We start from the raw sequence: 14,869 nt of genomic DNA on the forward strand, positions 1-14,869 counted from the left end.
ATGAAATCAAAGTTTCAAGACGCTTGTTTTGGTAAATTAATGGATTTTCTAGGAATTAAACATCTAGATGGTTTTAATGATGCGTTTGTTAAAGATTCGTTAATTGAAATTGAATGTGATGATGATGGTAATCATTTTTATCAATGTCAAATTTGCATTCCTAATGTTCCTAATGCGAATGATTTATTAAAACTATATGACTGCATTAAAAATAATCAAATTGCAACAATTAAAGCTGACTTTAAGGTGCTAACAGGCAATGTTGAACAAAAAAGACTAATTGATTTTTATTTAGATTTAATTTACTCTTTATCAAAGCTTAAACCTTTACGTAGTCTAGTGCGTGGTATTGCTACCCTAGAATTTAATTACAAAAATGGTGAATGATTTTTTAATTATGATGAATTAAAGCCAAATATTCATTTAGATGAATTATTGCATTATTCAGAACAAGTTATGCATACTTTAGGGTTTAAAGATTTTAAAGTTGTTCCACGCTATATTGGTTCTGAAAATCTTGAGGATGATAAAAACAACCTAATTAAAAAGCTCGAAAAAGATATTGAAGACCAAGAAAGAAATAGTTTTAGCTTAAAAAATACAGACGATTCGTTTAATAAGAGTAAAGAAAAAGCTTTTAAAAATGCTTATTATTCAAATCAAGCACGTAATACTAATTACCGTCAAATGACTATTACTGAAGTGGTTGAGCTACCTGATGAAGCTTTTAATGTAAAAGCAAATCTTGAGGGCATGATTTATAAAACTGAAGTAAGTAATTATGGAGAAAATTACTACTATCATTTTTATATCACTGACTTAAGTGAAGCAATGAAAGTCTCTTGTCGTAGTAATGGAAGTAATGATATTTTAGATGGATTAAAAATTAATGATTGAATTAATGTTTCTGGTGAAGTTAAAATTAATACTTTTGATAAATCTAAATCATTGCAAATTCCTTCACCAAAACAAGTTGTTAAAATTGCGTCAAAATTAACTGAACGTATTGATGATGCTGAACAAAAAAGATGTGAGATTTCAGCACGTAGCAAAATGAATACAATGGATGGACTGCTTTCAGCTAAAGAATTAGTTTCAATCGCAAAGAAATTTGGACATAAATCAGTTGCTATCTTAGATAGTAATAGTGTTCAAGCTTTTCCTGAATTTGTAGCAGCAGCGAAATCAGCAGAAATTAAGCCAATTTACGGTGTTTCGTTTGACGTAATCTATGAAAATAACCAAGCAATCTTAACAGAAAAATTTACAAATGTCGATTTACATAGTGCTGAAGTTGTTTCATTTGACATTGAGACAACACATCTTTCTCCAAAAATTGGAGATGTAATTGAATTTGGTGGTTCACTCATTTCAAATGGATTTATTAAAGAAAACTACCAATTTTTCTTAAAAGCACGTAAACCATTAAGTACCTTTACTATTAATTTAACAAACATTACTGATGCGATGCTCCAAAAAGATGGTTTAGAGCAAAAAGAAGGAATTCAAAAAATTCGTGACTTACTTCATAATAAAATCGCTTTAGCTCACAATGCTAACTTCGATATGCATTTTATTATGCAAAAATTCCTTGACTATGGAATTGAATTACCTAATACTGTATTTATTGATTCGCTAGTAATTTCAAGAATGGTGTTTAAAGATAAAAGTAAACACACCTTAGGAGAATTCTGTAAAAATTTAGGTGTTAATTATGATGCTGAAGTGGCTCACCGTGCTGATTATGATGCTGAAGTGCTTGCTAAAGCTTGAATTAATGTTTTAGCTCACTTATCACATATGGGAATTGTTGATCTGCAAACTTTATATGACTACAAACAAGAAGAATTAAGAAATAAAACTCGTTCAAGTCAAATTAGTATTATTGCTAAAAATCAACATGGACTAAAACAGTTATTTCAATTAGTTTCTAAATCATTAACTGAGAGATTTTATAAATCACCTAAACTATTTTGAGAAGATATTCCTAATCCACACGATGATTTATTATTAGGTTCTGGTGGATTAAAAAGTGAATTAATTGATGCGGTATTTTATTCAAGTGATTTAAAAGTTAATAAATTAATTTCTAAATTTGATTACATCGAAGTGCCTCACCCTAGTGCTTTTAAGCATTTAATTGATACAAATGATTTTACTTACCAAGATATTTGCTATTTACTTAAAGATTTTATTTTAAAAGCAAAATCACAAAATAAAATCGTAGTTGCAACAGGTGATGTCCGTTATGAAAATAAAGATGATCAAATCTTTTATAAATCTTTAGTATATTCAAAAGGAATTGGTAACGTAGCTCATTTTTTATTTAACTACAGTAAAGCTAAAGCTGGAAATCTACCTATTCCTGATTTATATTTCCTAACTACAAAGGAAATGTTAGAAGAATTTAAATTTTTAGATAATTTAGATTTAATTAAGGAAATTGTTATTGAAAATAGTAATAAGATTGCTGACTTAGTTGATGATAATATTATTGTTATTCGTGACAAGTTATATACACCTATTTTTGATGATTCGCAGACTAAATTAAAAGAACTAGTTTATAAGACTGCACACGAAAAATACGGTGAGCAATTACCTCAAATTATTGAAGAAAGACTTGAAAAAGAAATTACACCGATTTTAAAATACGGTTTTGATGTTATCTACTGAATTTCGCATAAACTTGTTAAAAAATCAAATGATAGTGGATATCTAGTAGGTAGTCGTGGTTCGGTTGGTTCTTCGCTTGTTGCTACTATGTCAGGAATTACTGAGGTTAACCCTTTACCACCTCATTATGTTTGTGAAAAATGTAAGCATTTTGAATTAGCAAACGTAGAAGGAATTACTTCTGGTTTTGATTTAGATGATAAAGAATGTCCAAATTGTCAAATTACAATGATAAAAGATGGACAAACCATTCCGTTTGAAACATTCCTAGGATTTAATGCCGATAAGGTTCCAGATATTGATTTAAACTTCTCTGGAGACTTCCAAGGGCAAGTTCATAATGAAATTAAAAGATTATTTGGTGATTCGCACACATTTAGAGCTGGGACTATATCAACAATTAAAGATAAAACAGCGTTTGGATATATTAAAAAAACTTGTGAAGAATATGGATTTAATTATTCAAAAGCTTTTATTGACTATTTAGCTACTAAAATGATTGGTGTAAAAAGAACTACAGGACAGCACCCTGGCGGTATTATCATTATTCCTAAAGAATATGACGTAGAGGATTTCACACCTTCAAACTACCCAGCTGATGATACATCGATAGATTGAAAAACAACACACTTTGATTTCCACGCAATTCACGATAACGTTTTAAAACTTGATATTTTAGGACACGTTGACCCAACCGCTATTAAAATGCTAGAAAGATTAACTGGATTAGATGTTAAAAAAGATGTGCCTAAGAAGGATTTAAAGGTTTTATCATTATTTAGTAGTACAAAAGAGTTAGGAATTAGCCCAGACTCAATTGGTGGTGAAATTACTGGAGCTTTAGGTTTACCTGAGTTTGGGACAAACTTTGTTCGTAGAATGCTTTATGAGGCTAAACCTGAAAGTTTCGCTGATTTAATTTCTTTATCAGGATTATCTCACGGTACTGATGTTTGAAGTAATAATGCACAAGAGTTGATCAATAATCAAGGAATGACTATTAAGGATGTTATTTCTTGTCGTGATGATATTATGGTTTATTTAATGAACAAAGGTGTTGAACCACTTAGTTCATTTAAAATTATGGAGCAAGTGCGTAAGGGTAAAAGTATTAATGATGAACAAGAAAAAATGTTAAAGGAAAATAATGTTCCTGATTGATACATTGATAGTATGAAAAAAATTAAATATATGTTCCCTAAAGCCCATGCTACTGCTTATGTATTAATGGCCTGACGTATTGCGTTCTTTAAATTATATTATCCACTTCCATATTATGCAACCTACTTAACCACACGTGTTGAAGAGTTTGACGTTGAAGTGCTTGCGGATGATTATGGATGTAAAAAAATTAATGCAAAATTAAAAGAAATGGAAGCGATCAAGGATAAAAAAGTTAAGGATAACGAATTAATTCAAACCTTAGAAATTGCACGTGAATTATATGCTCGTGGTTTTGGTATATCTGGAATTAACCTTTTTAAGTCGTTAGAAAAAGAATGAGTTATTGATTATGAAGCTAAGAGCTTAATACCTCCTTTTAGTGCACTAAAAGGATTAGGTTTAGCGGCTGCAGAAAAAATAGTTCAAGCCAGAAACGAAGGTGAATTCCGTTCAAAAGAAGACTTTAAAAAACGTTCATCTATAAACAATACGTTATTTAATTTAATGGATGAAATGGGAATTTTAAAAGATTTAACAGATACTGACCAAATGACATTATTTTAATGGATTTGACTAGCGTAAGCTGGTCATTTTTTGAATAAAACTTTCAAATAATATATTTTGAATTGAAAAAAATTTAAAAATATCAAATATTAATTAAAATATTTTTAGTTATTATAAATTCATAAAAAAGGATATTTATGTTTGGCGTTAAATATAAAAAATGAAGCAAAAATACAAACAAGTTATTGATACTTTTAACGGTTTTACCTATATTATGATTCATTCTTTGCTTAGGATCGATAACGATATCATATTTTGTAGTAAATAGAATGGATATGAGAAACAAAAACTTCACTACTTACTTATTTTCTTGATTGTCTATTAGCTATGATTGTATATTTATTATCCGCACATTAATTTCTAATTTAATACATTATCCTTCTGCACGAATAGTTATTTCGACATTATTGATGCTTTTTTCTTATCAAAATCACTTAATTACAAAATCATATAAAGAAAAGACAAAAATAAATGAATAAATTACATCTTAGTAATAATTTAAATATTTAATTATTAAAAAAGTATAAAAGTTTAAAATATTTATATACATTTATTAATAGAAAGGAACTATAATGAAAATTACACACATCGACGACACTAGAAATGATTCTATGTTAGTTAAAGCTGTTTTCAAAGGACAAGAATATCCTGAAACAGTAATAGAAAAAAATAATGTTGTAACAGAATACTTTGACAAAAACGAAGCATTAGCATATTTAGGTGATGAAGATAAATTTGACTTTGATGCACTTACAGCTTTTGCTAAATCATTATTTGCAAATCAAACTAGAGACTTACAAATTTACATTGATACATTTGCAAGAGGAGGGCTTTTCGTTCGTGAAGTTGTTAAAGCTTTCGTTCATGCATATAACTATGTAAATGCCGATCTTTATTCAGCAAAAACAAATAAAAAAGAAAATAAATTTAAAGTTAGCTTATTTTCAAAAGTAGAACAAGACCACTTCCAAGCTGCATTAAATGAAGCTGTTATTCTTAGTGATGCTGTAAACTTTGCAAGAAACTTACAAGTTACACCTCCAAACATTTGTAATTCAGAATGATTAGCTGATCAAGTAGTTGCTGACTTAGCAAAATACGATAACTTAAAAGTTACTGTACTTGATAAAAAAGCTATCGAAGAACAAAAAATGGGACTTTTACTTTCAGTTAACCGTGGAAGTATGTACGAACCACGTGTTGTAGTTATTGAATACAACGGAAATCCAGAATCAGAAGAAAAAACTGTTTATGTAGGTAAAGGTATCACATTCGATTCAGGTGGTTACAGCTTAAAACCAGGTAGAAGTATGCTTGGAATGAAATACGATATGTCTGGATCAGTATTTGTAGCAAGTGCTTTAAAAGCTATTGCACAACTTAAACCAAAAGCAAACGTAGCTGCTATTATGTGTATTACAGATAACCGTGTAAATGGTGATGCATCATTACCAGATTCAGTTTGAACATCAATGAATGGAAAAACTGTTGAAATTAACAACACAGATGCTGAAGGTCGTTTAGTTATGGCTGATGGTCTTACATACGGTGTAAGAAACTTAAAAGCAACACGTTTAGTTGATGTTGCTACATTAACAGGTGCTATTTTAGTGGCTTTAGGTTCAACATATACAGGTGTTTGAGCTACAACAGAAAAAGCATGAAAAGATTTAAAATCAGCAGCTGATACACAACACGAAGCTGTTTGAAGAATGCCTTTAGATGAAGCTTTTGCTACAGAAATTAGAAATTCAGTAGTTGCTGATTTAAAAAATACAGATCTTTCAGGTGCTGGTGGTGGAAGTTCATCTGCTGCTATGTTCTTAACAGAATTTACAGAAGGTGTTGAATACATTCACTTAGATGTAGCTGGTACAGCTGATATTGCATCAAAACCAACAGGTGTTATGGTTAAAACACTTGTTCAATTAGCTTTAAACGAAAATAAATAATTTTATTTATCGTATATAAAAAAAGTACTAAGTCAATTTTGTTGGCTAAACTAGGATAAACATAGTGAACACAATTAATGTGTTCGCTATTTTTGTTTACTTTAATTTCAAAGTTATAAGTTGAAATTGTGTATATATTGACACCTAATAATTATTTAAAAATTTTACGTGGCTACTGCATTGCGAGGGATATTAAAAATCAGTATAGATATACATATTGATGTCTATACTGATTTTTTTCTAGTTCTATTTGATTTTATTAATGGTTGACTTTGCTGTGAAGATAATTTGTTTTATTATTTTGTCATTATCATAATTATCTTTGACATAAATTAAATTAGATATCTTTGATAAAAACTTATAATAGACTCATCTGAATTTTTGATAAGAATTTGAGTAATTACTGTCAGATCAAAATTTATCAATTCAAATTAATGGTACATCATACTCATTTTTAATATAATCTGATTCATCATATCTATTTTCGATATTAAATTCATAATAAACATTTTTATAAGAAATATTAATCAAAAAAGGGAAATAAATTTTAAATTTATTTAAATAAAGATTATTAAAAGAAACTTTTTTATTAGTTATTGGATTCTTTGAATAATTAGCAGCACCTTCACTGGATGAATTTTCTTGAATTTCTGCTTGAACTATGCCTAAAACTAAATCGAGTTGAGCATTTATAAAATAAAAATAATTATTAATTAAATTTGCATTAATTCAATTCATTCTTATTGAATTTGTGTCTCATAATTTTAATTCATTTAAAAAATGAAAAGAATTGCAAGTTTGAGCGAGTTCTTTCGTTAAACCTAGAATCTTATTGAAATTTGGATTTTCTTTTGAGATTCATCAATCATATGAATTTTCGCCTATACTTTCAAAGTATTCGTAAATTCTGTGTAATATAATACCGAAAATTTGAACATCATAAATTTGTGATATATTTAAATTTAATTTCGGGATTCATTCTTTTTTTGTCCAATGCAATCTTTTATTCAAATGTTCAATTTGTTTATTAGTTCATATTATATTATTTTCGTGTTTTTGTTGCTCTAATTGATAATATTCAGAGTTTAGTGACTGAAAATATGTTGACTTTTTCTCTTTAAAAGCTTCTTTGCTTGTTCCAAAACAAGATGTAGAAACAATAGGTAAGGTTATAAAGCCAGTTACCAAACCAATTGATAATATTTTTGTATTTTTCATAATAATTACCATTTATTCAATAATTTCATAAACTAAATAAATATTTTGAGTTTTATCTATAAAATCTTTGTAATTATTAATAAGAATAGCTTTAAATGAGTTAATAGTTTCTAGTTGTTTTATAGAATTGCTACCAAAAAGAGTTTTCTTGTTTTCAAATAATTTATTTAATTGATCTGTTATAAATGATAGTTGCTTTAAAATGAGTTTCACAGAGAAACCAAATTTTTCTGATTTATTATTTTTATGGATAGTTTTTTCAACTGGAGAATAATATGAAATACTACTTTTTGTTCTTTCAGATGTATAAAATTTATCTATTGAATATTCAATTTTAGAAAATAAGTCTAAAAAGTTATTTTTATGAATTGAATTAGAATTTTTGCATTGTTTGATCAATTCAGATAAAATATTTTTGTAACGAGATAAATTATTTTGACTATTCACATAATCAAAAAACTTATTAATATTTAAATTGTTGAATGTTGTAGTAATTTTAACCCATCGAATATTGTTTTTTTGATTTAAATTAACAGGTATAGAAACAGTGTGATCCCCATCCATTTTTTGCGACAATTTGGAATTTTTATCATTTAAATTTATAATACGATAACCATCGGTATTATTGTATATTTTTCTCATTTTAAAATATTTAGGAATTCCATAACCAGTTTTACTTTTTGCGTGATTATTTTTTCATCATTCGATATTATTCGAGTTTTCTAAATCGTCTATTTTATTATGAACTACTTTTGTATTACCATAAGTTGCCGATGCAACCAATAATGCTTTTGCTTCATTTATTGTTAATTCATGCTTAAATTCAGTTTGAAATAAAGAAAGCAAACCAGAAACCATAGGAGCAGCCATACTCGTGCCGTTAAAATGTATTACATAATTAAGTAATTCTAATGTTTGTCGATTATAATCTGTTTTTTGCAAAGAATTATTTCAAAACTCATAAGCCTTATCACGTGCAAATTTGCGAGTATATTCATATCCTTTTTTACTTTCGATTAATTGGTCATCAATTTTTAATCCCTCTCCATAAGCAGATACTAGCGGATTTAAATCGTGCTCATCATCGTAAGCTGTAAATGATGTAGGTTTATTGTCGTAATTTACTGCTCCGACATAAATTGCTTTTTCTGATCTTTTTTCATTAAATGTTTTTCTGATATTTCTAATTAAAGTATTTATACTTTCATCGATTGTAGATGAATCACCATATGCAAATAATTGATTAATTTTTTTAAAGTTATCATCTGTTAATTTACTAAGAATTTGTAAAAAAACATTATTTTTTGTTCAATGAATATAATTAGGGTGTAAATATATTCTCGATATTGATGCGTATTCTGAGAAATTATTTTTTATATTTTTTAAAAATTCTTTTAGTTGTAAATAAGTGTCGAAATTGTTGTTTGCACTAACTACAAAAATCATATTATTTTTTTCACAAAATTCATCAATAGCATTTGTTAATTCAACATCTCATAGAGTATCTTCGGTCTTTCTATTTTCTAGTTTTTCTGTTAATTTTATAAACCAAATGATTTCAAATAACTTATTTAAATCTTTGTCATTCATAATTTTTCTTAGTTCATCTCAATTAAAGCTATTTTTTCATTTGTTTAAAAAACTAAAATTTTGACCTAAGCTGATATTTACTATATTCACACCATTAGATTTAAATTGAGAAAATATATTTAATAAATTTTGTTTTTTATTTGGAGCTTTTGCATAATAAATATTCGCATTTCTGTTAATACCAAGATCAGTTCCGATTATTGAAGAAACCGCTATAGGATGATTAGGAGAATCGCTTTCCATAGAATGGATGTCTTTTTCAGTGATTTTTTCTTTATTTATATCAGTTGAATTTAAATAGTTAATTTTAAATGTTTGATTTGAGGAATATAAATATTCATCAAATTTTTTGTTTGAGAGCTCTAGAATACCAACTTTATTAAAATTTGTATTAAAGCTTGTAATTTGGTTTTTTCTATCTGTTATATTAATTCCGAGTTTTTGATAATATACTTGAAAAGTATTTTTTAATTCTTGAAGAACGAAATTACGATAATTATTAGTACTACTTGACGCAGATACTATTATTATAGGTATAGATAAAGGAGCGAGAAAAGCAACTATTTTTAAGATTTTGTATAATTTCATGATTGTCTCAATTCCTTGTTAATTATTTATATAACAATAATTTGTTTAATATAAGGAAGTTTTTTCTTCCTCTTATAATTATATTTTTTTAATAATAACCATTTTAATTTTTAGTTAATTCATACTTAATAACTGAAAATTATAAAATTTTGTTTCATATAAAAAACCGTCCGCAGAGCAGACGATTTAAAATTAACGTTTCGATTTGTCGTATGGTATACCGGCAGCGGCAGGTCCAACTGATTTCTTACTTGTAGCAATCATAATGATAAGAGTAATGATGTATGGTAACATTGAGAATAAGTCTCTGTATGCTTGGAATCCTGTTCCGAATAATGTCACTCCATAGAATGATAATGAAAGTAAGAATGAGAAGAATACTGATGTAATAATAGATAAACTAACTTTTCATCTAGATGTAATCATAATTGCAAGTGCGATAAATCCTAATCCTTGTACATCTTTAGTAATACTAAATGCACTAATGTTTGATTGTGCGTAAATTGCACCAGCAATTCCTGCGATAAATCCTGCAAGAAGTACACCTTGTCATTTTGCTTTATTAACATTAACTCCAGCTACGTCAGCAGCTTGTGGGTTTTCACCAATTGCTCTAAAACGAAGTCCTCAACGAGTTTTTCTTAATGCAAATCAAGAAGCAATAACAATGATGATTGTAATAACTAATTTAAATGAAATTAAGTTTTTTCATGATGTTTCTGGAGCAAGTGCTAATTCTTGTCTACCAGGGAATGAAAGGTTAATTCCTGAGTCAGTTACTTTTAAGAATACAAGAATTAATACAGCTGTAATACCACCACTAAGAATGTTAATAGCGAAACCAGAAATTGTTTGATCTGATTTTAATTTAATAGTTGCAAATCCAAATAATAATGCAAATACAGCAGTAAGCAGAGCGGCAACTATTGTTAGTCAAATTTGGTTTCATGAATTACCATAAGTACCTGATGTTTTAAACATTAAGATACTAATTGCAGTATACATTAAAGCACCAAATACCATAAATCCGTTAATTGCAATGTTAACAATACCTACACGTTCAGAGAAAATACCAGAAATTGTACCTAAAATTAATAAACAGAAGAAAAATCCTGTATAAGAAATAACTAATTCCATTATTTATCTCCTTCTAATTTATGTAATTCTGGGTTTAATGCATCAAATTTACTTGAAACAACTTTTGCAACTCATGCAGCAAATAATTGTTCTTTTAAAGCATTAAATGTAACTTTACGTGAGTAAACTTGGTTTTGGTATTTGTTTCTAGCATCTTTGTACTTGTTAAGTCCGAAGCTTTCTTTACGTTTAAGGAACGCAAATTTTTCTTCAGCAATCACGTTGTAAATTTTTAAAATTTGCGATTGAATATTTTTTCTTTCTTGTTCGTTGTGAATATTTTTAAGTTTTTTATCTAATTCATTTATTTCTAATAAATGTTTAGCAATTTTTGTTTCATATTCTTTAGTTTCTTTTTTAAATGAATGATTTAATTTTTTATTTTCAAAATATAATTTGAAAATTTCTTGACGTTCTTTTCTTAAGTATTTTTTACCACTAGCATGTAGTAGTTTTTTGTTCATTCAATATTCTTTGTTAAATAATAAGTAGAAGAATTTGAATGTGCCTCGAATTGGCTTGAAGTTATAGAAGATAACAGCAAGAGCAGCAAGGAAGATAATAATTCCGTTGATGATTGGGAAAAAGTCTGGTCCAACCATCATAGCTCCATCTAATAATTGGAAGGCATCTTTACCACTGTAAATTACACTGTAAAGAAGTCCTGAGAAAATAACTCCAATTGGACTATTTAAGGCAATAAGAGCAACAGCGATTGATTCAAATCCAATAGGATCTGGTGTATCTGTTGCAGGGTAGTTATGTAAAATAACAACAGTGTAGAAGTATCCAGCAAGTCCTGAGAATGCTCCAGCAATACCCATAATAGAAATTGTTGTTAATTTTTCGTTAATACCAACATATTTTGAGTTAGTTTTATTTAAACCAACCATTTTTATTTTGTACCCAAGAGTTGTTCTTTGATAAATATATCACATGCTAATTGCAGCTACAATCAAAATAACTACACCAGCAATTAATAATGACATAGCAGTACTATTTTCTAAAAGGATACCTTGTGTACCAGCAATTTCGAGAAGGTAATCATACCCATTAGCAAAAACGTTGTTTGTTCTTGTGAATAATCAAACTCCTAAATAAGTAATAATTCAGTTTAAGAAAATAGTTGAAATAACTTCGTGTACGTTAAAGAAGGCTTTTAGGAATCCTGAAATTGCACCAACAGCCATTCCGATAATAACGAAAACGAAAATCATTCCGATTAAGTAACCCATAGAAATGTGGTTTAAATCAAGGTTGTTTGTAATAATAATTACAAAGAAAATAATAGCAGGTAATTGCATTTGCCCAGCAATACCAATATTGAATAATCCGGATTTAAATCCGATTGCTACTCCAATACCTGCAAAAGCAAATACTAAAAAGTAACTTAAGAATTTTTGTTGTGAAAGTTCATCAGGTGCTAATGCGTTTTTGAATAGAATAACTAAAAATGTAAATGGATTGACAGTATCTCCTTCACCTCCAGAGATTACCATAATGAAGTAAATTACAGATGCGGCTAATAATCCGATAGCTACAGCTCATAATGAAGCGTATGATTTACGACGTGTTTTTACACGATCATCGAACATTAAGAACTTACGTGTGTTATATAATTCGTTTTTAATAGCGTTCATAAATTCCTTTCTATACTGTAGCTGGTGCTACATCCTCTTTTACTTCACCACGATCCAATGGATCGATTACATTTTTATTTTTATGAGCCATATACATACCAATTTCTGTTCTTGTTAAGTCTTTAGCATCTTTAACAACTAAAATTTCACCACTGTTAATTACGGCGATTTTATCAGCAAGAGCTAAAACCTCATCAAGTTCATAAGAAATTAATAAGATAGCTTTTCCATTAGCTTTTTCATCTAAGATTTGTTTATGGATGTTTTTGATAGCACCAACGTCTAATCCACGTGTTGGTTGCATAATTAAGATGAAATCGTGTGGTGCGTTCATTTCGCGACCAACGATGAATTTTTGTTGGTTACCACCAGAAAGTGAACGAGCCATTGAAAGACCTCTACGTGCTCCACGTACGTCGTATTTTTCAATAATTTCATCATTTTCTTTTTTAACATTTTTGTTTTTGAAGAAACCGAATTTTTCAAAGTTAGAATCTCAAAGTCTTCTTAATACAGTATTAGATTTGATATTATAATCTAACACTAAACCGTGTTTGTGACGGTCTGATGGAATAAATGAAAATCCAAGTTTTGAAATATCGTAAACAGATTCATCTGCAATGTTAATAAATTCTTCTTTTTGGTATGTTTCTTCTTTAAAGTAAGTAAATGATAAGAATAATGCTTTACCAATAACCACTAAGAATAACATAATTACAGCAAATACTACATTTGCGATTTTTAATCCTGAAATATCTTTAGTAATAGTTGTACCACTTAAGAAAATCACAGCTAATGTTGACAAGTAGTAAATTACTTCATAAGCGATTAATTCGTTTTTATGTGCTTTAGTTTCAATAAAAATAGTTTTTTTCTTGATAAAGAAGAATGATTTTAATACAAGAGATAATCCTAATGAAACTAATGTTGTGACAAGTGCGATAATAGATGTTGTTCTTGTAATGTCTGAACTTAAACTTAAAAGTACTGTAATTGTAGATATAACTGCAAAAACGATTGTAGCGATATTATCAATTTTTAATAATAAGTTAGTACGTTTAGCAAAATGCTCTTGGTAAACTTTTTTACCACCGAGAGCTTTTTGGAAAATGTTTGAAAATCCTGTGATCTTATTAATGAATAATAAATATAATACAGCACTTATGAATAAGGTAAATCCACCAAAGATACGAAGAATTGCACTAATATCATCTTGCTCAATTTTTACACACATTAAAATAATTCCAATAATAGTTGCTAAAATTGCGGTACCTAATTGAATTCATAGTGATTCTTTTTGACTTTTAGCTAAGTGTGTGTATCTTTCATTTACTAATTTTGTTTTACGATAAAGAATTTGACCAGCAGTAGGCTTAATCATTCCGCTAAGTACGTATTCTAAATCGGTTTGTCCATTACCTTCAACTCCAGCAATAGCAACGATTTCTCCAGCACGAATATCAAGTGAAACGTCTTTTAATGGTTTTTCACTAGCTGTTGAAACATTTTGTAAGCTCATTATAATTTCATTTTTGTTTGTGTCAGTATATTCGTTGTGTACGACTTCAACATCACTACCAACCATTCTACGAGCCATTTCTTCAATTGAAACATCAGCAACTGCGAAATTACCCATAACTTTACCGTGACGGATAACTGTCGCGTTATCAGCAACTTCTTTAACTTCTCCAAGTTTGTGAGAAATAAATAAAATTGTTTTTCCTTGTTCTCTAAATAATTTGAAAGTATTTAATAATCCCTTAATTTCTTGATCTGTTAAAACAGCAGTTGGTTCGTCAAAAATTAAAATCTCTGAGTCACGGTATAACATTTTCATAATTTCAACTTTTTGTTGTGTTGCTACTGTTTCGGTACCTGTGATTTTATTTAAATCAAAGTGTAAATCAAAAGCTTCTTGGATTGTTTTGATTTTTTGAATAGCTGGTTTTTTATCAATAACATGAGTATTTTTATCATAAGGTTCATCACCTAAAATGATATTTTCTAAATTGGTATAAACATCAACTAACTTAAAGTGTTGGTGTACCATTCCGATACCAAGTGCATTGGCATCGTTAGGACCTTTAATCAACACTTCTTTGTCGTTTACTTTGATAATTCCTTTATCTGGTTGATAAAGACCAAAAAGAATTGACATTAAAGTACTTTTTCCGGCTCCGTTTTCTCCAATCAGAGCGTGTACTGTTCCTTTTTTAACTTGGAAACTAATGTCTTGGTTGGCTTTTATCTCACCAAAATATTTGGAAATCTCTATAAACTCAATTGCGTTTGATTTTTCCATATTTTTCCTTTTTTTGTAGTGAATAAAATAAATAATAGTAC

7 protein-coding genes are annotated in these 14,869 nt (G+C 28.4%); 2 read left to right on the forward strand and 5 right to left on the reverse strand.

Annotated elements, in window-relative coordinates:
* Entirely contained in the window at positions 1-4,401 is a 4,401-nt protein-coding gene (locus ACPYPZ_RS00405) for a PolC-type DNA polymerase III (protein ID WP_426461362.1), read from the forward strand.
* Positions 4,402-4,973: 572 nt separating this feature from the next.
* Entirely contained in the window at positions 4,974-6,353 is a 1,380-nt protein-coding gene (locus tag ACPYPZ_RS00410) for a leucyl aminopeptidase family protein (RefSeq protein WP_426461363.1), read from the forward strand.
* A gap of 246 nt (positions 6,354-6,599) precedes the next feature.
* Here ACPYPZ_RS00410 and ACPYPZ_RS00415 read toward each other — a convergent pair whose 3' ends face one another.
* The 5 genes from ACPYPZ_RS00415 to ACPYPZ_RS00435 all read right to left on the reverse strand — a co-directional run bounded on the left by ACPYPZ_RS00415 (position 6,600) and on the right by ACPYPZ_RS00435 (position 14,828).
* Positions 6,600-7,571 (reverse strand): hypothetical protein, encoded by a 972-nt coding sequence (locus ACPYPZ_RS00415; protein ID WP_426461364.1) that lies wholly within the window; start codon positions 7,569-7,571, stop codon positions 6,600-6,602.
* 12 nt (positions 7,572-7,583) lie between these two features.
* Positions 7,584-9,749, reverse strand: coding sequence for a S8 family serine peptidase (locus ACPYPZ_RS00420; protein WP_426461365.1), 2,166 nt, complete (start codon positions 9,747-9,749; stop codon positions 7,584-7,586).
* Positions 9,750-9,941: 192 nt separating this feature from the next.
* Positions 9,942-10,886 carry an ABC transporter permease gene (locus ACPYPZ_RS00425; RefSeq protein ID WP_426461366.1) on the reverse strand — a complete coding sequence of 315 codons (945 nt, stop codon included), beginning with the start codon at positions 10,884-10,886 and terminating at the stop codon, positions 9,942-9,944.
* A complete protein-coding gene (locus tag ACPYPZ_RS00430) occupies positions 10,886-12,526 on the reverse strand; it encodes an ABC transporter permease subunit (protein WP_426461367.1) in 1,641 nt (546 codons plus the stop codon). Before ACPYPZ_RS00430 ends, ACPYPZ_RS00425 begins: the two co-directional genes overlap by 1 nt.
* Before the next feature lie 10 nt (positions 12,527-12,536).
* A complete protein-coding gene (locus tag ACPYPZ_RS00435) occupies positions 12,537-14,828 on the reverse strand; it encodes an ATP-binding cassette domain-containing protein (protein ID WP_426461368.1) in 2,292 nt (763 codons plus the stop codon).
* Positions 14,829-14,869: the final 41 nt, after the last annotated feature.

It is taken from the genome of Mycoplasma hafezii, assembly GCF_049942695.1.
Lineage (GTDB): Bacteria > Bacillota_I > Bacilli_A > Mycoplasmatales > Metamycoplasmataceae > Mycoplasmopsis > Mycoplasmopsis hafezii.